Consider the following 24881-nt stretch of genomic DNA (forward strand, 5'->3'; position numbering starts at 1 on the left):
AATTTTTATTATAATAATAAGTATTTCTGTTTTTAGAAATACAGTTCTAGACTCCAAGTTTTATAACAAATATGTTTATGGTTTAAACTATAATGATATGAGATTACAGAAAGGAATTACAGATTTGCCAGATACTTTTATATCTGTTGAGGATAATTATTATAAAAGCTGGTTAGTTTGGGAAAATCCAAATCCGGTATATAATGATACATCATATACTCATTTGAAGAAGATGATAAGGATTGTCAATTCTGATCTTATATTAGAAACTGATTTGTTTAAAAAGTTTAATGGAGATTCATTAAACTATGAAACAATAACTTCAAAATTTTATTATAATGATGAAAGGCATATAATGATAAAAAAGAGATCTGAAAACGGGGTTGTTACTTCAGTAGATACAACTCATGTGCCTAGAGAGTTCTTTTTTAAGAATTAAGATATAGATTTAGATAAAAAAAGAGGCCGTCTAAAAAGTATTTGGACGGCCTTTTGCTATAATTTGAGATATTCTTCGTTCTATAAATAAATGTAATAGAGATCCCCCGCTGCTCCTAGCGTGTAATTGATCGCTCCCGCTAGCGTTTCGCTAGTGGCGTCAAAGCTTGAAGGATAAGAATTTATAAATGATAAGGATCCAGATAGCGCGGATTTACACCTTAAATCCGTAGGTCTATTAATTTTGGATTTATTTCATATAATTTAGACTAAAAGTGTCCAATGTTTTTTGGATTTAGATGATTTTGATCTGTATTTTTTAGAATACAGAATTATTTAAAGCATTTCAGGAGATAATGATATATATGATTTAGCCCCAACTCTGTTAGGGTTTACTTTTATTGATAAATCATGTTAGGGTTCATGTTTTGGTTTAGCTAGGTCTTGAAATGTAAATTTCCATAAACTCGAAGTTTTTGTTGTCTTGATGTCCTGATCCATTTCGCAGGAATAGTGATAAATCTAAATATGAATTTCTTAATCCTAAAACTGGTTTTAAGACCTTTAAATTTCTTGGAAAATAAAGTGATAATATAATGGTATAGATTTCTACAGATAGAGGTGAATATTAAGAAAACAGTATTTTGTTCTAGCTTTGAGAATGGCAGGTTATTCCAACCAAAATCATTTTTTAAAACATCAAACTCTCTTTCAATTGCTCCTCGTTGATTATAAAACCCTGCAACTTCATTTTTAGTTTTTTCATAATCATTGGTCAAAATAGCGGAATATAGATATGCCTCATTTGTAAACATATTAACTTGTTTATCATCTCTTTCAATCTTAGTAACGACCAATCGATATGTTTTTAATCTGTCAAGTTGCTTATTTCTCTTTAGTGTTCTTATAAATGGAGTAAATGAAATCTCTCCTCTAAATCCTATTTCATCTCCTAAGTCTACTTTTTCCCAATCATTAATAGTAGCAATGATTTTTGCCAAAGCTCCACTCATACAAGCTCTAAGATAAAACTTGTTTACATGTTGGCTTACAAGTTCCACTATATTGAGTTGATAAGATGCTCCATCTGCTCTAAAAGCATCAATCTTTATATGTTGTTCTTCCAATAAGGTAAACATTCTGGTTAATGTCCCCCCGCTGCTCCTAGCGTGTAATTGATCGCTCCCGCTAGCGTTTCGCTAGTGGTGTCAAAGCTTGAAGGATAAGAATTTATAAATGATAAGGATCCAGATAGCGCGGATTTACAATCTGTGAAACATACCAAAATATCAAAACAGTCACTTAATAATGTGACTGTTTTTTTTATAGTTAATTATTAATAATCTCGCTATGGTAAAATTGGTTTAAGTTTATTTATAAACTTTTTAAAAGCAGGGATTGTAAATCCGTTCCATCAGATAATTTTATATAAGAAATGATATGCGTAATGTGTACAAAGACTCCATTTAGAAAACTATATAATTGAGAAAAACAATCTATTTTATAGTACTATTTATTCTGTTGTAGTAGCCTTTGGTTTGGTCTTTTCTATTGAAGATGCGTGATCCTTGATCACATACCATTTGTCATCTATTTTTTCTAAATCATAACTAACCATCATATGATTAAAATAAGGACTACCATTTCTATTGGGTTCTCTATACATAGCCTCGGTAACGGCCATCCCGATTTTATCTCCCACTTTTACATTTACTATTTTTGTCTCCATAGTCCAGGTAGTGTCTTTAAACCATTCCTGATGCAAAGCAACAAACTCATCTGCTGTATTTTTAATTTTTATACCCGGTAAAATAAGTTGCATTTCTCCTGTGGGAGATAGTGTTGATTTTAAGGAGTCAAGATTTCTGTGCTCTATCGCGGTAAGGTGTGTTTGTAATGTTTTTGTAAAAAGTAATTCGTTTTGTTCTTGAACAGCTTTATGATCAATGGGTTTTTTGGTGGCACTAGTACATGAGCTTAAAAGTGTTGCTAAAAACACAAAGAGGGTAACAAATTGAATTGTACGGCTATTTTTCATGAGTTCTGTTTTAAAAGATGACTTGTTTTTTATTATAATAGGGTGCTATGTTTGTGTTTATTTTAGTATTACGGTAATCATTATATATGTTCTGAAATTTTTGAGAATTCAAAAATAACGTTAAACATACGCTTTCCTTTGTTAAGTTCTCTTATGAATCTGGTTATTAAAATAGTAAGCAGCCTTTAAAATATGGTTTCTGGTATCAAAGGAGTGTCACAACACCTATTTACCAGATGAATCATAAACGCTTTTAAACTTATTTTCTTGTTCATAGATAAAAAGCAGCTTGCTGCTGGTACTTATAAAGTATGTCTTATGGTAGAAATGCCAAATTACCCTGAAGAAACCACTTTTTGTAAAACAATAATGATTAAATAATTAGATTAATTCCCTGGAAGTATGGTCATGCCTCCAGGGAATTTTTATTATAAAAACGTATGCTACAATAGCTAAGGTTTCTATAAATGAGTTAGAGGTATTGAGAAATTAAAATTCCTCACCGCCACCACCGCCATTTGAACAGTCTACAAACTCGACTTCGGTGCCAAACCATTCTGTAATACCACAGGGGTTAGTTCTTTTTACCTCAAAAAGATACCAACCGGGAGTTGGAGTATAATGTAAGGTTCCAGAATCTCCCGAGTAATTAGTTGATGGGCTGTATACAATAGATAGATTAGGATACCTACGTAGCCTTATTTGATGTGTTGTACCTGATAATCTTGGGAAAATGCTGTAGGTATTCCCTGTGTGACTAGAACAAAAATAACCGATCTCACCTATACCATTTTCGAATTCGATCATATCTACAACAGCTTCTCCTACCCAAATATTTCTACGTACCGTATGTGACGGTAAAGTGGCTTGAATAAATCCTGACCCATTAAATGCACTATTTACAGGTCTTACCGTAATACTGGTATTTGTCGAGGATACGATTTGAAGATTTGAGGAGGTTGTCCAGTTTATAGGAATAGTAGAAATATTCGCATTATAAGTCACAGTAGAAGTGTTACATATTAGCGATGATCCAGTTATGGTGAGCGGAGGAAATAAGTGCCTTATTGCTAAAAAATCTCCAGCACTAAAGTTGTTAATTGAGCATGCTTTACCGCCGTTCATTACAGATTGAGCGTCTGAATTTGGTGTGCCGGGAATCAGGCTTGCAGAAGTTTGATTGGTGTGCATAATGCCTAAATTATGCCCCAGTTCATGTTGTACATTAGAAATTCTCATGTTCTGTGTGATAGCGCCACTACACGCATTAAAATCTGGATTAACCCAGATCCTTACTCCTGGCAAACCGTTGGTTGTAGGAAATGTTCCTCTTCCGAAAACATTGGAAGCTAAATTCATACTAGGATCTTGTGAGTCATACATAATCTGGATATGGGCATTGGCTGCCGTAGCAGTTATGTTGAGGAATAAACCTGAGCTAGCAGCATTCCAACGGCCAATTGCGCTTATCGAAGCATTTCTCCAATTTAAGTTCATATTGGGATTTATAAACACATTGATATTGTTAATCGTCACAGCATTGGGATGTTCTCTTTGTTTGGTACTGGATTTTTTAGGAGCATGGTATTTTTTGTTTTTATAAAAAACCATATCTCCATCTACCAAATAATAGGTTCCTTTATCTTCGATTTGATCACCAGAAAACCCCCAACTCTTCAAGGTTTTGAGTACAGAATCGCTTTGTGATAAACTTTCGTTTTCTACCAGATAATCCTCTTCAGAGCATCCAACGAGGATAGTGAATAACAGACTTAAAATAAATAGTTTTTTCATTTTGTGTGAGTTTTAGTTTTTGCCCTACTTTGTTATGGAGTGTTCGGGTCACATTTTCTCCTTGTGATTAATAGCTCCTGGCGGTAGTGAAGTGTTTTTTTGTTATTGCGAAGTCTATTTTGTTCTTTAAACTTGGTTAAAGAAATTTAAGCTCTCTTTTATGTATACGCTGTGCGCCATCATTTGTAATAACATCAATATATTTCCTCTTGTTCAAATAAGGTGTCTGAACTTTTGGATTACAGAGCTAATGAGACTTAAGAATCGTAAAATAGCTTTGATGCCGATTAGAATTCGTTATCGTGAAATTGAGAATTGTGTGCTTACGATATGAGTAACAATAGGGTTCTTTGTGTGCGTGTTTTCATAATTTTGCTGTTGGTTAATATTGATAATTGCTAAGTTTTGCAAGGTTATTGTTTTTTACCTTGCTTACTTTAACACCTTAAATTTAGGGTTTTTTGTGTAAACCTTTCTGGTTTTACCTTAAAAATAGTTGGATATAATTGGTTCCATTTTAGAACAGCATCAAAAGCAGTTTTAATCTACTTTGGTTGGATATAATACTAAATGGAATACAAATTACATAGTAGATAATTTAGGAGAATACTAGTATGATAGAATGCTATGTTTTTATCTGTTTTTTCTTAATAGATTGCTCAATACCTGTGCATGTTCTAAAAATTTTGTTTGTTCAAAAACTCGGTTAAACAAACGCTCTCCTTTTTTAAGTTCTTTTATGAGTTTAGAGTGATTAAAATAGTAGCGGCCTTCGAATATGGTTTCTGGAGGCAAAGAGGTATCAAAAGACATCCATTCACCAGATGGATCGTAAACGCTTTTAAACTTATTTTCTTGCTCATATGCAAAAAACAGTTTACCATCTTTTAGATAATACTCTATTATAATAGACCCATAAGAGACTCCAATCCACTCTACATATTTTACCAGTTGATCATTCTCAAAATACCCGGTAAGTTGGCCACCACCATCTGTTGTATATTCCATGAACTCCTCATTATATACGTCAATCTTTTCGAGGTGAAGATTTGAATTAATACGTTGAAATTCAGTTCTGATTTTTAGGATTTGCTCATCGGTATTCTGAGAAACTCCTATAAAGGGAATGACTAATATTCCTATCAACAGTAAAACGTTTCTCATAGTAATGGTGTGTAAAAACTAGTATTTATGATAGTACGATCTTTTCTTTTTTATGTTTCCCCCAGGCAATTACGTTTACCCCTTTTGAATATTGAATTTTATCGGGCTTACCCTTGATTAGTTTATCAAATCTTGCGTAGTTTACCTTGAGGTTAGTAACCTCAATTTTTTGTATTGGCCACTCCAGGTGATGAATCTCAAATTCATTAATTGATCTCTCTGTATCTTGAAACAAAGCATACCTTTCTGTAAGCCATGTATCGAGAACGCTTTTATCTGTAATTTCTTCTCCAATAGAAAATTGGATGTCTAGTTCATCTTTAAACTCTGGGTTTATGGATAGATATTGATTTTTTCTTCGTCTTATTTTTGAATACCGATATGGCAATTGAGAAATTGCCTTAGCAATTTTACAGGATAAACTTGTTCCTCCTTCTATACTTAGAAAATAGACTCCTGTTTTTGTATTAGACTTAACGTATGTTCTAATATTAATTTCATCAAAATTAGAGATCGGAGGAAATGCCGGTAGGTTTTTAGGTCGAATTTTTTCCATAGTAAAAGCTACCAAAGAAACCCAGGGTTTGCCTTCAAAAAGATCGATTTCTAGCTCTTTTGGAACAAATTTTTGTAATTCGGATAATTCGACCTGCCAATGAATAAATATTGCATTATTCCATTCCTGATAGAATTTCCAGTTTTTATTTGGGATTTTCCAGGGTCGATGTTCGGTCGTATTTAGTAGTTCCTTGATTGACACAGCTAATAAAGAAGATGTTTATTTGTATAATTTGTTTACTACAATTTCAATTAGAATTGAGAATTTTTGCTTTTCCTGATCCCATTAGAATACATGATGGTTACTAGTACACAAATTAGTAAAAAATTATATTCTATTCCGTTTCTTCCATCTCCTACGACATACCAACCTTCTTGGAGATGAACTAAAAAAATACCTGTAGCGAGTATTAGAATAGTCACTAATGAAGACCATTTCAGATATTTATTCAATATAAAAAGGACAGCACATACAACATGTGATAATTTGATAGCCCAGGCTATGTATACTCCAAAAGGAGAAAACCCAATCTGATTCAAAAACAAATTACCAAAATTATTAATACCATTGTCGAACATACCCGGTATACTATGTGTTAAAAGAATAATTGCTACTGCCAGGCGAAGAATAAATGTGGGATTCATTGTTTTTTTATTTAATATTCACTAATACATACCTCAAAGTAATGTATGATTTGATGATCAATAATGATTGGGAGGATACTTTCTATACACGATAAACCACCAACTATTTAATGACCCCGGCACATACTTTTAATCGTAAGATTTTCTTTACCGACTGCATTACTTGTTTTTTATAGGCAGCATCGGTTTTCATTTCGGCAAGGATGGTATTTATCGTTTTTATTTCGTTTTGTGGCATCAGAATCAAATCACAACCTGCTTTAGAAGCGAGTAGGGGAGCGTTGTCTAATATTGTAACTGCTTTCATGATATTAAGCGCATCAGATATAATAATACCCCTAAACCCCATTTTTTCTTTTAATAAGCCAGTAATAATTTTTCGGGAACAACTAGAGGGTAGCCCACCGGTATCATACTCCTTATTATTTTTAATAGTGATGTGAGCAACCATGATAGAGAGTACACCATCTTCGATAATTTTTGTATAGTTATCTACCTCTTGTAAAGGGCCATCTATATATACACTTTGCTTATGGGTATCTCCTTTTACAAGACCATGACCGGGAAAATGTTTTGCCGTAGCAATAATCCCGCTTTCTTGAGAACATTTTATAAACTGATTTGCGAGGCGAACTACATCTTCTTTATTGTTTCCATAACTCCTGGATTTAATAGCTTCATTACTAGAACTTACATCCAGTACAGGAGCATAGTTATGGTGTACACCAATATCTCTAAGTTCCTGGTTGATAATATTGACTACAGAGTCTGATTGCGCCTCATTTTTGATATCAATAGTTTTACCTACTTTACGGGCGCCTTTAATTCTACTAGAGAATAAGCTAGGCTCGGCATCCATACTAAACAGAAGCGGAACGGTCTTATTTTTTGTAGTAATGGCATTAAGTGTATTGATATCTTCGGTATGTTTTTGTTTATGTCCTTTTAGATAGACTACACCTCCAATAGCATTTTGCATAGCCAATTTACGAACGGTAGCTGCGGGCTTACCTATTTCTCCACCAGAGGTGATAATCATTTGGGCCACTTTTTGTCGATCGCTTAATGTATTAAAAATAGAATCTACAGTATATTCTAGTTCAGAAGTATAGGTATAAAAATCTTGTAAGCTAAATTTTGGTGCTTTTTGAGCATAGCTGGTGGTCGATACTAAGACAATGCAAAAAATCAATCGAAAAAAATAATTCATATAATATAATTAAGCAGATATTTTAATTTGTGTTTAACATTGAATAGGAACTCCATCCAACTGCCCCCATTCACTCCATGATCCATCATATACAGATACATTATGATATCCTACCAGTTCTACGGCAAGCATAATAATACATGCGGTAATACCTGATCCACACGTAAAGATCAGTTTTTTGTCTTCAATGTTAAAATGCTGTAGAATTTCTTGTAATTCGGCAGTAGATTTCATTTTACCATCATCCAGTACTTTTGTATAATGCAGATTCATTGAATTTGGAATATGCCCTCCTTTAAGACTTTCTCTGGGTTCGGGTTCTGATGCAGTAAACCTACCTGGAGAACGTGCATCTAGTATTAGAGTGCTTTCAGAATTCATTTCTATACGTACCGTTTTAGCATTGGTAACCAACTTAGGGATGTAATTGGATTCAAAATTTCCACGGTTGTATTGTTGTTGGTTGGTATCTTCGGTTTCACACGGTTGCTCGGCTTTTTGCCATGCCGGGAAACCACCATCTAATATGGCAACGTTTTGATGCCCCATGATTGTAAACATCCATCTTGCTCTTGGACTAGAGTAGATCCCTAATGTATCATAGATCACTATGGTATGATGAGAACTAATACCAAGTGTTTTACAAGCTTCTGAGAAAGCTTCTGCAGAAGGAAGCATATTAGGAATATCGATAGTTGTATCAGAAAAAACATTTTTAATATCAAAAAACCGAGCTCCTTTAATCTTTAGGTTCGATTTTTTTGACTCATCTTGTGAGGTTACTTTTTTAATTGTAGCATCCAGAATAACCAAATCAGGATGATCCAAATGCTTAGAAAGCCAATTTACCGATACAATGGGTTGTGTGATTTGTAATGTATTCATAGGTTGGGGTATCAAAATCAAGAGGCCATAAATTTATCGAGCATTTTATTGGTTTGCAGAATTAGTTTTTTCTTAAAAAAACTAGTCCCACCAAGCAAAGCACCTTTCCATCCGATAGCCTGAGAAGCCCATCGGTGTAGATTAAAATGATCTGTGTGTTTTATGATTTTGCCATCCTTAAATTCGAATTGAGCATCGATCTTATTATGAACTGATCGTCCTGTTTTACTGAAAGAGTACCAGGCCTCCCAATGTGCTGATCCATTTTGATCATTGGCTTCAACTTGTGAAAACTCTACTCTAAAATTTCTTGCATTTTTACATAGCATACGCCACATACCCTTTGCACGATTGCCTTTTAGTTTTCCAAATCCAGGATCTTCAAAAACCACATCATCATGATAACATGATATCATAGTTTCTGCATCGAGATTGCTTAATCCGGTATAAAACGTTTCGATAAGATTCTTCATAAGATGTATAAATAATCAGAGGCATGAAGATAAGAATAATTAGTCTAGCTTATCTGTTAGTTTCTTAAATACTTTTTTCGGATTTTTATTTTCGTATAATACAGCATGTACTGCATCAATAATAGGCGTTCTAGCAGCTTTTGTAGCGTCGAGTTCATACGCGGTCTTTGCAGCATAATATCCTTCTGCAATCATACTCATTTCCATCTGAGCGCTTTTTACAGTGTACCCTTTACCGATCATATTACCAAACATTCGATTACGAGAGAAAATAGAATACCCGGTAACCAATAAATCACCCAAATAAGCAGAATCATTAATGTTACGTTTCATTTTATGTACTTTTTTAATAAAACGTTTCATTTCACGAATGGCATTACTCATAAGAACACTCTGAAAATTATCACCATATCCAAGACCATGTGCAATACCTGCCGCTACAGAATAGATGTTCTTGAGTACTGCAGCATATTCGGTACCGATAATGTCATCGCTGATTTTACATTTAATATAATCACTACTTAAATGATTTGCCATTATTTTGGCTTTTTCTTCATCATTAGAAGCAATAGTAAGATAAGATAATCGTTCTAGCGCAACCTCTTCTGCATGACATGGCCCGGTAATCACCCCAATATTATTAAAAGGAATGTTATACTCGTCATGAAAATGCTCTCCTACAATAAGCCCTGTCTCTGGAACAATACCTTTTATAGCCGAAAAAATAACCTTGTCTTTTAAGGATATAGTAAGTTTATTAAGTTCGCTATGTAGAAAAGCAGATGGGATAACAAAAATCAAGTAGTCTGCATAGGCAACAGCTTCATTGATATCATTGGTAAGTTTAAGTTGTTCAACTTTAAATTCGACCGAACTTAAATAATTAGGATTATGTTGTTGTTTTTTAAGATGCTCTAAAGCATAAGTACTTCGCATATACCATCCGACTTCATTTAGATTTTCGGTAAGCATTTTTACAATGGCTGTTGCCCAACTACCACCTCCCAGTACTGCAAATTTTAGATTTTTTTCCATAAATAATATTGTGGGTTCAAAAATAGGAAAAATACAACTCAAAATAAAGACTTGATAATCAGTTTATTATAATTTTGGCACGTGTTTTGGTTCTCAATTAATGAAATTGAAAACACACAGCATATGAAAACGCTAAAATTACTTTCGGTTATTTTTTTAGGTTCAATACTATTAACTTCTTGTGTAGCAGAGGTTGTTATCGAAGAAGATGTTTATATAGAGGAACCAACAATTACTTTAAACGAATTATTGAATACCTATGAGATCTGGTATGTAGATATCGAACGCACAAAGGGTAATGGTGAGATTCCGTTTTTACAAAAAGCGTTTACAGTTTCTTTCCGAAACGGAACATTTTATGCCAATAATAATCTAGTGGGTATGGGAAGTAATGGAAACGGCTATGGATTAGATGTTGGTTTCTATGATACTTTTAGAATGGATCTGGATATTAGTCATGATATAGACGGTGCATATAAATTAGTAATTACTCAATTATCAGATAATCAGATAGAAGTGTATGATAGGGTAACGAATACCAGCTATTTCCTGGTTGGATACCAACGTAATAATTTTGATTATGATCAGGTATTTTATGATAATATTCATTATTTCCTGCAGGAGTATGAGACCTGGGAAAAAGTGTTTACTAGTGAGTTTGGGGTATTGAATGAGTTTGATAACGAAAACTATTTGAAATTCTCATATTTTGGATCTGGAGAAAATTTTAAAAGCTCTCGAGATGAAAATGGAATTCATATTGACGATATCTTTTATGATTATACTGGTCATTATGAGGTTAATGATATCGTTAACATTTTTGATAGGAAAACTTTAACACTTGATTACGATTATCTGGGCAATGAATTCTTCGAGTTGTCCGTTATAAATGATAGTAAAATAGAATTGTTTCATCCTACCTCAGAAACAGTGTACCAGTTTGTAGGTAGAGGACATATACAATTTAAGAGTTCTGAGAAAGGAAAACTGACTCAGAATGAAAAGAAAAGAATAAAAAAAGCTGATTTTATGAAGCTTTCAAAATAAAAGTAAGGTAGCACTTAACAATATTAACTTTTTGGTTGGTTATTTAGTTGGGAATCGCTCTACAAGGGAAATCTTGTTTGAGCGATTTCTTTTTTAATCTGGTTTTTAAGAGCTAAAAAAAGATTCAACATATTTTGCTTATAAAAGCAATCCCACTCTAGAGTAGGATTGCCTTAATAATTTTTAGCTTAGAATTCAGTCTTTTTTCTAAGCCGACAATAGATAATTAAATTGAAATTATCTTTTAAAGATTTTCTTCACAATAGTCTTCCCATCCATAGTAAGTCTTAAAAAGTAAATTCCTTTTTTGAGCGATTCTATATTTACTTGTTTTACGTGATTTCCTTTATCATAAAGATTTTTATGATTCGAAATGAGTACGTTCCCTTCAAAATCTCGTATTGAAACAGAAACATCAGTATTTGATTTTGTTGCTGTAAAGCTAATGTTTAAGAATTTATTTGATGGGTTAGGAAATATTGATAATGAAATATTATCAGTAATTATATCTTGTCTTGGATTTTTCTTTTTATCCTGATATACGATATCAAAACGTTCTCCTCCTATAATTCCTCTTTCATTTTTTTGAACTACATCAAATATGAAAGGTCTCCTAAAAGGTTTGTTATCATTTAACTTAAATTGCATCTGCATAGAAAAAGATTCTCCTGGTTTTAGATAGATTCCTTTCATAACTGCTTTAGAATCATAAATCTGTACAGTGTTTTTATCAATAATTTTAATTCCTTCTCCTTCTTTTTGCCATCTTTCGAATAGTTCTGGATCCATGGTCGCAATTACGGTTCCATTTCTCAGGAAAGGATTTTCGGTTGAAGTACCATAATTTCCATCCATAAAATACAAGTCAATAACATCTTCTTTTTTCCTAAAAATATTTCTGATATAGACATTTGTATAGTTAATATTATTAGAAGGATTTACATCATAAACAGAGATGTTTTTCCAGGCAATATTATTATTGTTTTTGGTATTACTGTTAACTGAAGCTGTTTCTAGACCTATAGGGTCAATCTGAGATTCTATTCTGGCAATAAGACAAAAATGGTGTATGTCATAATCAAAATCATTTGGATTAGGGGGATACCAAGGAATTTCAATAATGGTTTCATCTCCAGGATTGAGCGTGGGGATACTTAAAGGTATGCTGGTAATTTCATCTCCATGTAACACATAGGAACCACTTGGTGTAAAATCGTAATAATTGGACCAGTGTGTTGGCCAGGATAATCCCGTAGAAGCTTTAGAAAAATATACTCTTAATTTACCATCAGAAATTGGAGCACATCCTCTGTTTTTAACCCGTACATATACTCCATTAGGACTTGTTGTCTTGTACTCTGGGTTTTCATGAGTTGTACCTCCATCTACATCTTGTCTTACCCAAATATCTCTACTTGTCCACATAGGCCCACCAAAAGTATTAGGTTCAACGCCAGAATCGGTTACACTATGATATGGAGCACGATTGTCTTTGATATAAAGATCACCAGTTCCATTTAATGTGAGTTGATCCCCGAGGTTGATCGGTGTTTCATCAAATTGTGGCGTCTCAGGTTTAGTATCATTAGCTTCTGCGTAATCAAATGCTTCACGTTTACTAATTACGCCATCAGAATTTGTATCTGGATTCACTACAGTGCCAGAAGGTAATGCTTCATTCATTGCTGAAGTCCAATAATAAACAAATTCATCGGTATTGATAGTAGGACCTGCCCATGACAATTCATCATGTTTTGCTGCAGTTGCAATTACCCGATTTGGGCCAGATAGATCGTCAATAAACCCACCACTATTACATTGTTCCATAACGATAGAGATTTTCCCGGCATTGACCTTATTTACCTCAATTGCGAATTGATCATCTGTAATTGTTTCTCCCCATAAATATAATAGTGTATCCCATGCAGATGTTCCAGAACCATCTACACCGCCATGGTCTGTAGTAAAAATGAATAATTCATCATCTTCATTTAGGATTCCTGAAAGCGTATTAAAAACAGAAGTGATATTAGCGGTTGTTGCAGAAAACTGAATATCATTGTCCCCATCACCATCTAAATCAGGATTAGAATTGGTTCCGTTAGAAATATCAACCGCAGCATTGGTTCCGTCAGACATTAAGGTATAAATATTTGCTTCGTCATATCCGTACTTGTTGATTAAAGTACTGTATACAAAAGAGCAATCATTCCAATACCGAATATGATTACTTCCTTGATTCCATCCTCCACTAATAATAACGGCATATTTATTACTGGATGTTCCACAAGCTATAGTATTTGTTTTTGCAAAATCTAAAAAACGCTCTCTGGTTTCGATATATTTTTTAAAAATCTTCATCTCATGAATTATATCAGGAGGTGTAGTTGCTCTTTTGGTTTCAAACTCACCTGATCGAATATCAAAGAATATATATTTTGCAGGATGCTCCCAGTTTGCATAAGGGTCCTCATCAATAAAAAACAACCAAGACTCAAATTTCGAAGATACTATGGTTTTATTAAAACTTTTGATTTCGTAATTAGGAGGAATTGGTTTTTGTAATCCATATACCCATTGGTTTCGTCCTTCGGGAATAATTTGTTTTTCTACTAGAATTTTGTAGGCTTCTTCTTGCGAAATCTGGGACCAGGCCAGAGTTGAACTCAAGAAAATAAAGGTTAAAAGAAATAATTTTTTCATGATGTTATATTTAAAAGTTAGTAACTATAAAAGTTAGATTTTAACATTTAAAAAGTAAGAGGTGTTTAACGGTAAAATAATAGGTTAACACCTATGAAGAAGTGAGGTAATACCTCAGGATGAAGAAACGAGAAAATCAATTATTTCTTTTTTGAAAACCAAAAGAGAAAATTTGATTAAATTTAGTCTCATAAATAAAAAAATAACTAAAAACAGTAGTGTCAGAACAGTAAATAATATTTTCATTATAAAAACACAGTATCTTTACCTTTTCAAAAAGTAACTTATACATGGCAACAGCAATATTAGATTTCGGAATTCAGGAAGCACTACAGCAACTGGGTGTTTCTGAACACAATAAAGGAACTTCAACTGGAGCAAACTGGCTCTCTTCAAAAGAAACGATTTCATCATATTCACCTGTAGATGGAGAATTGATAGGTAAAGTAGAAATCACGACAGCAGAAGATTATGAAAAAGTAATACAAACTGCAGCTGAGGCATTCAAAACCTGGAAAATAATGCCGGCTCCACAACGTGGAGAAATCGTACGACAGTTTGGAGAAGCTTTACGAGAATTAAAAGAGCCTCTTGGGAAATTGGTTTCTTATGAAATGGGAAAATCTTATCAGGAAGGTTTAGGTGAAGTACAAGAGATGATCGATATCTGTGACTTTGCTGTAGGATTATCAAGACAATTACATGGTTTAACAATGCATTCTGAGCGCCCTGGTCATAGAATGTATGAGCAGTATCATCCACTTGGGGTTGTAGGAATTATCTCTGCATTTAATTTTCCTGTAGCAGTATGGGCCTGGAACACTGCATTAGCATGGATTTGTGGAGATGTATGCGTATGGAAACCTAGTGAGAAAACACCACTTTGCGGAATAGCTTGTCAAAATATTATAGCTAAAGTTTTAAAAGATAATAGTCTGCCAGAAGGAATTTCTTGCTTGATTAATGGAGATTATAAGGTAGGAGAGATGATGACAACAGATAAAAGAGTTCCTTTAATTTCTGCTACAGGTTCTACTAGAATGGGTAAAATTGTAGGAGCAACTGTAGGACAGCGTTTAGGAAAATCACTTTTAGAACTAGGAGGAAACAATGCAATTATCGTTACGCCCGATGCAGATATTAAAATGACTGTGATTGGAGCTGTGTTTGGTGCAGTAGGAACTGCAGGTCAACGTTGTACCTCAACACGCCGATTGATTATACATGAATCTATTTATGATAAAGTAAAAAATGCAGTAGTAGCTGCATATGGACAGTTGAGAATTGGTAATCCTTTGGACGAAAATAACCATGTGGGACCATTAATAGATACTGATGCAGTAAAAGGTTACCAAAATGCATTACAAAAAGTAGTAGAAGAAGGAGGAAATATTGTGGTAGAAGGAGCTGTGCTTTCTGGAGAAGGTTATGAAAGCGGATGTTATGTAAAACCTGCTATTGCAGAAGCTGATAATTCGTTTGAAATTGTACAACACGAAACATTTGCACCAGTATTATACTTATTAAAGTATAGTGGTGATGTAGAAAATGCTATCGATGCTCAAAATGGAGTAGCGCAAGGATTATCCTCTGCAATTATGACCAATAATTTACGTGAAGCAGAACGTTTTCTATCTCATGCAGGGTCTGATTGCGGGATTGCTAATGTAAATATAGGAACCTCTGGTGCCGAGATTGGTGGTGCTTTTGGAGGAGAAAAAGAAACAGGTGGTGGTCGCGAATCGGGATCAGATGCATGGAAAGTCTATATGCGACGTCAAACGAATACAATAAATTATACTACAGAATTGCCGTTGGCTCAAGGAATCAAATTCGATTTATAGTCAGATAATTTTGTAAATAAATAATAAAAAAAGCATCCCATGTCGGGATGCTTTTTTTATTAAATGTTGTACTAATATGTAACTTTTTCGGTTTATATATGTAATAAATACTGTATAGAGGATGTTAAAAAACGCAACCATAGCTTTTTTGATGCATCTTATATACAAGTAATAACTTATAAAGTTAAAATGAATGAAAAAAGTTTTTTTATTTTTATTAATACTCTGTGTAGCTTGTAATGGTGACGATAAGACAGAAGATCCGGTTTTGTGTACACTAGAGGCCAGACCTGGTTTAGAAGTAACGATTAAAGATACTATGGATGCGACGTTTTTGGTAGAAGGTATTACAGTAGTAGCGACAGATAATGAGTATAAAGAAACACTAGAGAATATATCAGGGACTACTATTTTTGTTGGAGCTCATGAACGCACTGGTACTTATGTGATTACGGTGAGCAAAACAGGTTACACAACAATTACGAGTGATCCAATTATAGTAACAGAAGATATATGTCATGTAATTACCGAGAGTTTAGAGATTTTATTAGAGAAAAAGTAAGAAAATCGTAAATTTCCTGAAGATTTAAGAAAAAAATTCAAAAATTTAAGCTAGTTTTGAAAAAATCACTCACAAATCAGCTTAAAATGAAAACACTTTTATTTTATCTCAAACGTTCCGTTTGGGCGGTTTCTCTTGTGGGAACCATTACTTCAGTAAATTCGCAACAGCTTAAAAATCAGGCAGATCAACAGGATAAACCTGGAGGTCATTCACTTTACAAACAATCTAAAATTTACGATAGTAAATATGGATCTAAGTCTGATGTAAAAAAAGTTGGTGATAAAGCATTAGAAAGAATGAAGTGGGAATTTGAAAGACTCAAAGACCCGAACACTAATGAAATTCCTTTCGGAATTAGAGACAAAGAGGTAAACTTCTCTAGTAAGATTTCAGAAGGAAATGATTCGAAACAATCAATTAGCAATGCTGCAAAATCTTCGAAAGCCGGTCGTTTTTCGTATTGGAAAAACAGAGGTCCTTACAATGTAGGAGGAAGAACAAGAGCCTTAGCTATTGATCGTACAAACGAGAATGTAATTCTGGCCGGAGGAGTTTCGGGAGGATTATGGCGCTCTACTAATGGTGGAGAGTCCTGGAGAAAGGTGACGTCTCGTAGACAATCACCAAGTATTACTTGTATTGTACAAGACCCTAGACCTGGTAAGCATAATACATGGTATTATGGATCAGGAGAACGTTTTGGTAATTCTGCAGGAGCAGGAGGAGCCTTTTTTCAAGGAACCGGAGTTTATAAATCTACCAACGGTGGAAGAACCTGGAGACTTCTTGAAGCTACCAACGATAATGACGTAAGAACATTCTCTCCTTTTGATTTGATTAATTCTATTGTGATTAATCCAACTAATGGAGATATTTTCGTAGGGACTTTTAATGGTGTACACAAATCTAAAGATGGTGGAAAATCATTTGAAGAAGTATTAGCAGGCGACTTTGATAATACTGCAGAAGTTGCAGTTACAAGTACCGGTCAGATCTATGCAACTATTGATTCTGGAGGAAATCCTAATAATGGATATTTTACATCTACAGATGGAGATGTTGATACCTGGACAGAAATATCACCAGAGCTTTTACCAGCTGATTATGGTAGAACTGTTATGGGGATAGATCCTTCTAATGAAAACATTGTATATTTCTTTACACAGAACTTAAGTGCAGGTGGACCAGCATTTTTATTTAAATACGATGCTGCCGCAGCTACACCAGAAGAAACCTGGACAGATTTAAGTGCTAATCTACCTACTGCAATTGGAGGATCAGTTGGAAATTTAAATCTTCAGGGAGGATATAATATGATTGTTAAGGTTAGTCCGGCAGATCCTAACTTAATGTTTGTAGGAGGAACTAACATATACAGATCTACAACTGGATTTACAACTCCGGCAGGACAAGCAAGTTGGATTGCAGGGTATTCTCCTCTAAACAACGTAAGTGTATATCCAGATCAACACCCTGATCAGCATGCATTACTTTTTTATCCATCTAATCCTAACAAAGTATTATCTGGTAATGATGGAGGTGTATTTGTAACCGAAGATGTTACTACTTCTACATCTGCTGCAGAACCTGTAGATTGGATTTCTTTAAATAATGGATATGTAACAACACAACCATATCATGTATCTTTTGACCCAGAACCAAATAGTGATGATTTACTAGCTGGTTTTCAGGATAACGGTACCTGGTTTACATCTTCTACGAGCTCTACAGAGCCTTGGATAGAAGATTTTGGAGGCGATGGTGCTTATAGTGCAATTGCAGATAACGGAAGAGTAAGATATGTATCTTCACAAAGAGGAAATGTATATAGATTTAATTTTGATGAAGCTGGAGAGTTTCAATCGTGGACAAGAGTAAGACCAGCAGGAGCCAACAACCTTGCTTTTATTACACCATTTATCCTGGATCCAAATAATGATAACATTATGTACTTACCTGCGGGTAATAGAATTTGGAGAAATAACGATCTGGATGAAATCCCTCTTTTCTCAAATGCTTTTGCAACGGTAAACTGGGTAGATCTTCCTAATACCGATACTCCGGCAGGAACTTCAATATCATCTTTAGATGTTTCTAAGTATCCAGTTGCAAATAGATTATATTATGGTACCAATACAGGAGGTATCTATAGAATGGATAATGCTAATCTTGATGATCAGGAAGTAGTAGATATTTCTACAGGAAAAGGATTACCAGAAGGATTTGTAAATGATATTAATGTAGATCCTTCTGATTCTGATAGAGTAATTGCTACATTCTCTAATTATAGAGTAATAAGTGTATTCTTAACGACCGATGGAGGAGATACCTGGACAAATATTAGTGGTAATTTAGAAGAAAATGCTGATGGATCAGGAAATGGACCATCTGTAAGAAGTACGGCATTCTTAGGAAGTAGTCAAGGATTCTTTGGTTCTAGATTACAAAAAGTATATGCAGCAACAAGTACAGGATTATACTATACAAATAGATTAAATGGAGAAAGAACCCGTTGGATTAAAGAACCTTTTGCTATTGGTAATGCTGTAACCGATGAGGTAAAAACTCGTAAAGATGGATTTATCGCAGTAGCTGCTCACGGTAGTGGATTGTACAGTGCAAGATTCCCGGTATTTAATGAATTACCAGAATCTTCATTAAGTGTTGCTTATTTACTAGATGATCTTCTTGTAGCAGAAAATAGTGAAGATGTAGAAGTAGATGTAACAGATTTATTTGTTCACTCTAACGGAAATGCAATAGATATAGAATTTACGAATTCTAATCCAGAATTAGTGACAGCTACATTAGAAGGAAATACAATCACTCTTTCTTTTGCACCAGATAGCTTAGGTAAGGCAACAATTGGTCTTATAGCTACTTCTGGAGATGAGCAAGTTGCAGAAGGATTTACAGTATCTGTAACCGAGCTTGCGATTTATGAGCAAATAGAAGGTGCTACATCATCATTGGCATCTCAATTCTTTGTAGATTTTGGTGGTCTGGCACAATCTGCAGATGACTTTGTTATTCCCGCAGGGAATGAATGGACATTAGAGAGAATTGTAGCTTTTGGAGGAGCTAATAACTCACCAGCATTAACCAATGCTACTGTTGTAATATATAGTGATAATGCAGGGGTTCCTGGTGATGAGGTTTATAATAGTGGAGCGATTACTCCAATTTCAGATCCTACTGATACAAACTTAAACCTAGTGCTTCCGGCAACAGTAACGTTAGAGAGTGGTAATTATTGGTTATCAGTTTATGCTAACTTAGCCTTTGGTGCAGGACAACAACAATGGTTCTGGTCTTCACAAAATGGAGGAATTGGTCAGGAGCCACATTTTAAAGATAATTTAAACTTATTTGGTACAGGAGCTACAGATTGGACACCAGTTTCGGTTGCATTTGGTAGAGATCCTCTTGATCAGGTATTCCAGATTTATGGAATGATAGATGACGGTGGTGCAGGTGAACCTCAACCTTCGATAGACCCTTTGGCTGTAATAGAAGTGTCAAAAAACACTACAGCTTCACCAAATCCATCTAATGGGATGTTCTCATTTAATTTTAAAGATACAGCATTAAAATCTAATGGAAATGCTTCTAGATCTATCGAGATCTTCGATTCTATGGGTAATAGGTTGTTTTCAAATAGTAATGTTGGTGATAATACAACCTGGGATGCTTCAAATGCAAGATCTGGTTTGTATTTCGCAAGAATTACAGAAAATGGAAATCAAAGTACTCTTAAACTTATTAAAAAATAAGTAGTAATAGTGATAAACTTAAAAGGAGTTGAAATTTTCAACTCCTTTTTTTATTTTTATAAAATGGATAAAATGCTATATATATTAATAGTAGTTGGTTTATTTTCTTGCAAATCAAATAGTATTGCCCAGGAAAAGGAAACCGAAAAAATAAAGCCAAAACCTAAAGTAGAAAAACCGAAGTTTAGCGATCTTCAGGATGATACAATTGATCCTAATACCGTGCACTTGATTGCAGTAATACAAGGTGTAACTAAGAATGTATCTATCTGTGAAAAGAGTTTTAAAACAACGACCACTGTAAAAGTGAAACAGATTATAAATTCTGGTTCGGGTATTACAAATATGATTTCTCCCGGGCAGGAGATTACTTTTGGTTTTATGAACTCACCAGCGAATGATTTTGATACGCTAAAACAACGAATACTTAAGAATAAGGAGGTTTCTTTTAAAATTAGAGAAAACCTATGCCCCGATATGAGTAAGACAGTCTATGAGGTTATTGGGTTTAAAACTAAGGATTAGAAACTCTGGCTTTGCGATAGCATTATTTTAGAAAAACAATAATAAAAAGGAGGCTGGTTAAAAACCAGTCTCCTTTTTTATGAATTAAATTTTACGGTTACTAATTTTTCTTTTGCAGATAAAACTATTGCTCGGCAAACCACACAATTATTGCAATAATAATGAGTATAAACAGTACAAAGAAGAATATCTTCCAGAAAGAGTAAGGTCTGTTTCCAGAAATAGCTCCTGTTTGACCATTGATAAAGAAATTATACTTTTTACCATTAAATCGGTAAGCACTAATATATACCGGAAGCAGAATATGTTTAAAGGTCTCTTCACTTAGACTCATATCTATATGGTGTACTCTTTGGGTATCTCCTCCTATATCACGTCTGGCCCAGGATGTAGCAATACGTTCGGCTTCTTTGGTAGATGCTAAATGACCATCTTTTAATGGAATTGTATATTTTTCGGTAACAAATCCTGCCAAAAAATTAGTATTAAAAGGTGAAAGAGCATCCAGATTCCAATTTGATATTTTTCTTGGTACCGGATTTTTATTTTGGTGTGATGCTTTGATTAAAGTATCATCAACAAAACCATTTACATTTCCGCTTGCCGGAGACCATCTTGTTCTACGTTCTTGTCGGGTTCTGGTGACAGATTTACCATTTACCGTTGTTGTATACGGAACACTAACATAATAATAGTCTCCGCGTTGTCCTGTATAGTTCGCATACAATTGAGCATCAAAGGTCCAGTACGGTAAATAGAGGCCTTTGGTGTTTTGCGGATCTAGTGCTGCTTTTTTTAAGTTATTAGGGGCAAACCACAACCCTTTTACCCATTTTGAAAATATTTGATGTGATTTCTTCTGATCAAATTGAAAAGGAAGAACTGCTCCCGGTAATATCCAATCCTCTTTGTATGCATCTTCTATAATCAAAGGCATGGTGCAATACACGCAATGCAAAGATTTGTAGTTTTCTTCAATATGTTGGTTTGCACCACAATTTTTGCAATGCAGCATCATGATTTCTTCAGAATGGGATTGAGAACCCATTTCTTCGAGATAGGGTTTAAGTTCTAGTTCTTGAAACCCATTTTGATCATATATAATTGTTTCATGATGCCCACAATACTCGCAAGTAACCTCAGTTGTTCCAGGTTTGTATTTTAATTCTGCACCACAATTAGTACAGGATTTTTTACGTTCTGAAACTGCTTTTTTTTCTTCTTCCATTTAGGAACTAATAATACTGGATGTTATATAGAATAGTTCCTTCTCCCATATGGGAGAAGGTTACGTCCTATCCCAAAATTAATTTTGGGATGTGTTTTTATTTTTTAATTCCCGGGTAATGGAGGAGGAGTGCTTCCGCCTAGAAATGATTTTAGCTCTTCTACATCTTTTAGCGCAACCCAGCTATCCATTCCTTGTTTCCATACCAAAGAATCTTTATTTATGGTTCTATTGGCAAATAGTGCTTTTAATTGTTCAAAGGATGCGGGTCCTGCCTGTTGTCCGTTTTGAGCATAAAAATACTGTACTTGCACTGGCATTGGTGGTGGAGCCACTGGAGTAGTTTGTTGAGGTTGTACTTGTTGTTGTCCTCCCATTGGGTTCATCATGCCTCCCATTTGCTGAGCCAGAACAAATCCCATTCCCATTCCCATTCCAGCTCCTGCTGTACCTCCTTCATTGGCTGCGGCAGCTTCAATAGCTTTTGCGGTCTTAAATTTGGTTAATTTGTCTAGATCAAGCTTATCAATTCTACTATATTCAAAGATCTCTTTTTTCAACTCCTCTGGCATAGAAACATTCTCAATAAAGAATTTTTCCAGAGAAATACCCACAGCGTTAAATTCGGGTTGCATGACCTCAAGACAAGTATCAGATAATTCTGTCGTATTAGCGGCATATAGCTCGATAGGTAAATTAGCTTCACCAACGGTATCTGTAAATCGTGTAGAGATTAAGCTTTTAAGATGCTCATTAATCTCGAAATTAGTAAAATTGGCATCTGTTCCTACAATATCAATGACAAATTTACCGGCATCATTAATCTTAAATGCATAGGTTCCAAAAGCACGAATTTCTACAAGCCCAAAACGATCATCGTTCAAGGTAATCGGGTTTTTGGTTCCCCATTTTTCATCAGTAAATAAATGTGTATTTACAAAATATACTTCGGCTTTAAAAGGGCTATTAAATCCATATTTCCAACCTTTTAGTGTCGTTAAAATAGGTAGATTTTGTGTGTTTAAGGTATATGTTCCGGGAGTGAATACATCTGCTAGTTGTCCTTCATTAATAAAAACTGCAGTTTGTCCTTCTCTTACGATAAGCTTCGCTTCATTTTTAATTTCATTTTGATATCGTTCAAACCGATGCACAATAGTATCATCGGTATAGTCTAACCATTCTATGATATCTATAAATTCGTGGCTAAGTTTTTTCTTTATTTCGTCAAAAATTCCCATTGATGAGTTGATTTTAAATTTGTGTTCTAAAGCTACAAAATTGAAAGGTTGATGAAAAATTTTTTTCAGCCAATCTGAAGTAGACAGCATATAAATAGGAATCTGAATTTTTAATTTTGAAAAAACAATGTTTTTGCACTGTAATTGTTAAACTGATATTGCTTGAAGAATTGAGCTGATCTTGAATTCATTAACTAAATTAAACATTAGGAAATCACTTAAGGAAGCTATCCATCAATATTGTAAAGCTGTTTCTGGAAGGAATGTTAGTAATTGCATCAATAGTTGCATTAAGTGTTGCTGTTCCTTCAACATCATCCAATTGAAAAACTCTTGCATCATTTCCAACACCTATTTGAAGTTCTTCAATATCAGTGATATAGAAGTATGCTGTATTAACATGACCACTAATGGATATGTATTGCAACGTCATCGTTTTTTGCCCATCTGGACCAGGAGGTGCAGTGATGTAATATCTTGCAGTTTCATCATGAGTAGTTGGGTCGTCAATTACAGTTTCATAATTGTGACCTATCATTACAAGAAGTGTCCCTTGTTCTACATCTCCTGGTGAAGTAACGATTCTGGTATTAGAAGGGATTCCCAGGACTAAACGATCAATACCAGTATCAGACCAAAGTGCATTTCCCCATGCTCCTCCTCCAAAAAAATTAGGACCAAGCCATGTATTTGGTTGTTGATTTACTTCATCTACATGCCAGACAAAAAGATCTCCGCCATTTCCGCCAAAGACTCTAAAATCACGTGCATTTCCTCCTATAACAACAATATCTGTCCCATCGTAAGTATCCAATGCATCTGTTCTACCATCGTTTCCATTTCCGGCATCTATTGCTGCTCTTTCCCAGTTGTTTACAAAAATCAAATCGTTTCCAGGGCCTGTATGAATACTGGTGGTCATAATATCATATACCCCTGGATTTAATACTTCTGCGCTTCCAATAATTACTAGATCATTATCATGCTGGTGGCCCGTTGCACTAGAACCTGTTCTGACTGCTGCTGAATGGCTATGACGAAACCTTAACATATCTGGGCCGTCACCAAAATTTACAGGATCTCCATACATAGGATTGCCTGCCGAACTAAAAGAACCTTGCAATCCTAAATCAATAATATCAGTACCTGGTGAACCATAAAATAGTTCTAGGTGTGAAGTCACATCAACTCCGGTAATTACGTTGCGATTGAGTCTCCAACCAAATTCTTGGTTAGAAAAATCAACAAGTAGGTCAAAGTCTCCTACAGAATTTGAAAACCCTCGCCAATTTGCCAATAATGAGGTAATGTTCCAATCCCATTTTCCGGGAGGCAAAATAGGAGAAGCTTCCCCTTCCACAGTATGTCCATCAAAATAAATCTCATCGTAAAGACCATCGATAGGAAAGTCATCGGAGGTAGGCTCCCAGGAACCATCCCAAGAATATGCATTGTGTTTTAATGGCCAATTGGTGTCGAAATCATCAATAATATCCGAATCGGGAATCTCATCTATAAAAAAAGACTCATCTGTACAGCTCCCTGTGAATATAACTATAAGAAGACAGAAACATTTAATACTATTTTGCATTGCGTAACCCTTCTTTGAGGTAGGTTTTGTGTAGTTAAATTTGATTCTCAAATTATCCAATTTTTATTAAAATATTATTAAGTAACACTCTCTAACTCTTGATCGAATTAGAGAGTGCGGGGAT

Annotated in this window: 19 protein-coding genes and 1 pseudogene; 6 read left to right on the forward strand and 14 right to left on the reverse strand. The window is 34.6% G+C overall.

Going from position 1 to position 24881, the window contains the following annotated elements; all coding sequences use genetic code 11:
- Positions 1 to 97: 97 nt before the first annotated feature.
- The gene (locus NNH57_RS17845; RefSeq protein WP_132065914.1) at positions 98 to 439 is read left to right on the forward strand and encodes a hypothetical protein; all 342 of its coding nucleotides are present in this window, start codon (positions 98 to 100) and stop codon (positions 437 to 439) included.
- Positions 440 to 875: 436 nt separating this feature from the next.
- On the opposite strand, the pseudogene NNH57_RS17850 reads toward NNH57_RS17845, so the two are convergent.
- The 10 genes and pseudogenes from NNH57_RS17850 to NNH57_RS17895 form a co-directional block, all read right to left on the reverse strand.
- Positions 876 to 1583 (reverse strand): annotated as a pseudogene (locus NNH57_RS17850) (transposase); the annotation flags it as partial.
- Between the two features lie 368 nt (positions 1584 to 1951).
- Positions 1952 to 2476, reverse strand: a complete 525-nt coding sequence (locus tag NNH57_RS17855; RefSeq protein ID WP_108808157.1) for a nuclear transport factor 2 family protein — start codon at positions 2474 to 2476, stop codon at positions 1952 to 1954.
- 489 nt (positions 2477 to 2965) lie between these two features.
- Entirely contained in the window at positions 2966 to 4270 is a 1305-nt protein-coding gene (locus NNH57_RS17860) for a zinc metalloprotease (protein ID WP_108808156.1), read from the reverse strand.
- A 633-nt stretch (positions 4271 to 4903) separates the two neighbouring features.
- Positions 4904 to 5434, reverse strand: coding sequence for a hypothetical protein (locus tag NNH57_RS17865; RefSeq protein WP_074405765.1), 531 nt, complete (start codon positions 5432 to 5434; stop codon positions 4904 to 4906).
- A gap of 25 nt (positions 5435 to 5459) precedes the next feature.
- On the reverse strand, positions 5460 to 6194 hold the full coding sequence (locus tag NNH57_RS17870; RefSeq protein WP_108808155.1) for a YqjF family protein: 735 nt from the start codon (positions 6192 to 6194) through the stop codon (positions 5460 to 5462).
- A 50-nt stretch (positions 6195 to 6244) separates the two neighbouring features.
- On the reverse strand, positions 6245 to 6637 hold the full coding sequence (locus NNH57_RS17875; RefSeq protein ID WP_074405763.1) for a DoxX family protein: 393 nt from the start codon (positions 6635 to 6637) through the stop codon (positions 6245 to 6247).
- Between the two features lie 103 nt (positions 6638 to 6740).
- The gene (locus NNH57_RS17880) at positions 6741 to 7847 is read right to left on the reverse strand and encodes a glycoside hydrolase family 3 N-terminal domain-containing protein (protein ID WP_074405762.1); all 1107 of its coding nucleotides are present in this window, start codon (positions 7845 to 7847) and stop codon (positions 6741 to 6743) included.
- A gap of 33 nt (positions 7848 to 7880) precedes the next feature.
- Entirely contained in the window at positions 7881 to 8732 is an 852-nt protein-coding gene (locus tag NNH57_RS17885) for a sulfurtransferase (protein WP_074405761.1), read from the reverse strand.
- Positions 8733 to 8749: 17 nt separating this feature from the next.
- Positions 8750 to 9205, reverse strand: a complete 456-nt coding sequence (locus tag NNH57_RS17890; RefSeq protein ID WP_108808154.1) for a nuclear transport factor 2 family protein — start codon at positions 9203 to 9205, stop codon at positions 8750 to 8752.
- A 39-nt stretch (positions 9206 to 9244) separates the two neighbouring features.
- The gene (locus NNH57_RS17895; protein WP_074405759.1) at positions 9245 to 10240 is read right to left on the reverse strand and encodes an NAD(P)H-dependent glycerol-3-phosphate dehydrogenase; all 996 of its coding nucleotides are present in this window, start codon (positions 10238 to 10240) and stop codon (positions 9245 to 9247) included.
- Between the two features lie 123 nt (positions 10241 to 10363).
- On the opposite strand from NNH57_RS17895, the gene NNH57_RS17900 reads away from it, so the two are divergent.
- Positions 10364 to 11287 (forward strand): nicotinic acid mononucleotide adenyltransferase, encoded by a 924-nt coding sequence (locus tag NNH57_RS17900; protein ID WP_074405758.1) that lies wholly within the window; start codon positions 10364 to 10366, stop codon positions 11285 to 11287.
- Between the two features lie 237 nt (positions 11288 to 11524).
- Here the strand turns inward: NNH57_RS17900 and NNH57_RS17905 are convergent, their stop codons facing one another.
- Positions 11525 to 13990 carry a T9SS type A sorting domain-containing protein gene (locus NNH57_RS17905; protein ID WP_074405757.1) on the reverse strand — a complete coding sequence of 822 codons (2466 nt, stop codon included), beginning with the start codon at positions 13988 to 13990 and terminating at the stop codon, positions 11525 to 11527.
- 290 nt (positions 13991 to 14280) lie between these two features.
- Between NNH57_RS17905 and amaB the strand changes: the two genes are divergently transcribed.
- The 4 genes from amaB (at position 14281) to NNH57_RS17925 (ending at position 20697) form a co-directional block, all read left to right on the forward strand.
- Positions 14281 to 15834, forward strand: coding sequence for an L-piperidine-6-carboxylate dehydrogenase (gene amaB / locus NNH57_RS17910; protein ID WP_074405756.1), 1554 nt, complete (start codon positions 14281 to 14283; stop codon positions 15832 to 15834).
- A 193-nt stretch (positions 15835 to 16027) separates the two neighbouring features.
- Positions 16028 to 16396 carry a hypothetical protein gene (locus NNH57_RS17915; protein WP_108808153.1) on the forward strand — a complete coding sequence of 123 codons (369 nt, stop codon included), beginning with the start codon at positions 16028 to 16030 and terminating at the stop codon, positions 16394 to 16396.
- An 86-nt stretch (positions 16397 to 16482) separates the two neighbouring features.
- Positions 16483 to 20172 (forward strand): T9SS type A sorting domain-containing protein, encoded by a 3690-nt coding sequence (locus NNH57_RS17920; protein WP_108808152.1) that lies wholly within the window; start codon positions 16483 to 16485, stop codon positions 20170 to 20172.
- Positions 20173 to 20244: 72 nt separating this feature from the next.
- Positions 20245 to 20697, forward strand: coding sequence for a hypothetical protein (locus NNH57_RS17925; protein ID WP_132065916.1), 453 nt, complete (start codon positions 20245 to 20247; stop codon positions 20695 to 20697).
- A 124-nt stretch (positions 20698 to 20821) separates the two neighbouring features.
- On the opposite strand, the gene NNH57_RS17930 is transcribed toward NNH57_RS17925, so the two are convergent.
- The 3 genes from NNH57_RS17930 to NNH57_RS17940 form a co-directional block, all read right to left on the reverse strand.
- Positions 20822 to 21925, reverse strand: coding sequence for a TFIIB-type zinc ribbon-containing protein (locus tag NNH57_RS17930; RefSeq protein WP_074405745.1), 1104 nt, complete (start codon positions 21923 to 21925; stop codon positions 20822 to 20824).
- A 104-nt stretch (positions 21926 to 22029) separates the two neighbouring features.
- Positions 22030 to 23166, reverse strand: coding sequence for an SPFH domain-containing protein (locus tag NNH57_RS17935; protein ID WP_074406750.1), 1137 nt, complete (start codon positions 23164 to 23166; stop codon positions 22030 to 22032).
- A 214-nt stretch (positions 23167 to 23380) separates the two neighbouring features.
- Positions 23381 to 24757 carry a hypothetical protein gene (locus NNH57_RS17940; RefSeq protein ID WP_074405744.1) on the reverse strand — a complete coding sequence of 459 codons (1377 nt, stop codon included), beginning with the start codon at positions 24755 to 24757 and terminating at the stop codon, positions 23381 to 23383.
- Between the last annotated feature and the right edge of the window lie 124 nt (positions 24758 to 24881).

It is taken from the genome of Aquimarina spinulae, from assembly GCF_943373825.1.
Taxonomy (GTDB): domain Bacteria; phylum Bacteroidota; class Bacteroidia; order Flavobacteriales; family Flavobacteriaceae; genus Aquimarina; species Aquimarina spinulae.

Coding starts and splice junctions, on each gene's coding strand:
- NNH57_RS17845 (WP_132065914.1), top strand. CDS start 98: ATGAGATTACAGAAAGGAATTACAGATTTGCCAGATACTTTTATATCT.
- NNH57_RS17855 (WP_108808157.1), bottom strand. CDS start 2,476: ATGAAAAATAGCCGTACAATTCAATTTGTTACCCTCTTTGTGTTTTTA.
- NNH57_RS17860 (WP_108808156.1), bottom strand. CDS start 4,270: ATGAAAAAACTATTTATTTTAAGTCTGTTATTCACTATCCTCGTTGGA.
- NNH57_RS17865 (WP_074405765.1), bottom strand. CDS start 5,434: ATGAGAAACGTTTTACTGTTGATAGGAATATTAGTCATTCCCTTTATA.
- NNH57_RS17875 (WP_074405763.1), bottom strand. CDS start 6,637: ATGAATCCCACATTTATTCTTCGCCTGGCAGTAGCAATTATTCTTTTA.
- NNH57_RS17880 (WP_074405762.1), bottom strand. CDS start 7,847: ATGAATTATTTTTTTCGATTGATTTTTTGCATTGTCTTAGTATCGACC.
- NNH57_RS17885 (WP_074405761.1), bottom strand. CDS start 8,732: ATGAATACATTACAAATCACACAACCCATTGTATCGGTAAATTGGCTT.
- NNH57_RS17890 (WP_108808154.1), bottom strand. CDS start 9,205: ATGAAGAATCTTATCGAAACGTTTTATACCGGATTAAGCAATCTCGAT.
- NNH57_RS17895 (WP_074405759.1), bottom strand. CDS start 10,240: ATGGAAAAAAATCTAAAATTTGCAGTACTGGGAGGTGGTAGTTGGGCA.
- NNH57_RS17900 (WP_074405758.1), top strand. CDS start 10,364: ATGAAAACGCTAAAATTACTTTCGGTTATTTTTTTAGGTTCAATACTA.
- NNH57_RS17905 (WP_074405757.1), bottom strand. CDS start 13,990: ATGAAAAAATTATTTCTTTTAACCTTTATTTTCTTGAGTTCAACTCTG.
- amaB (WP_074405756.1), top strand. CDS start 14,281: ATGGCAACAGCAATATTAGATTTCGGAATTCAGGAAGCACTACAGCAA.
- NNH57_RS17915 (WP_108808153.1), top strand. CDS start 16,028: ATGAAAAAAGTTTTTTTATTTTTATTAATACTCTGTGTAGCTTGTAAT.
- NNH57_RS17920 (WP_108808152.1), top strand. CDS start 16,483: ATGAAAACACTTTTATTTTATCTCAAACGTTCCGTTTGGGCGGTTTCT.
- NNH57_RS17925 (WP_132065916.1), top strand. CDS start 20,245: ATGCTATATATATTAATAGTAGTTGGTTTATTTTCTTGCAAATCAAAT.
- NNH57_RS17930 (WP_074405745.1), bottom strand. CDS start 21,925: ATGGAAGAAGAAAAAAAAGCAGTTTCAGAACGTAAAAAATCCTGTACT.
- NNH57_RS17935 (WP_074406750.1), bottom strand. CDS start 23,166: ATGGGAATTTTTGACGAAATAAAGAAAAAACTTAGCCACGAATTTATA.
- NNH57_RS17940 (WP_074405744.1), bottom strand. CDS start 24,757: ATGCAAAATAGTATTAAATGTTTCTGTCTTCTTATAGTTATATTCACA.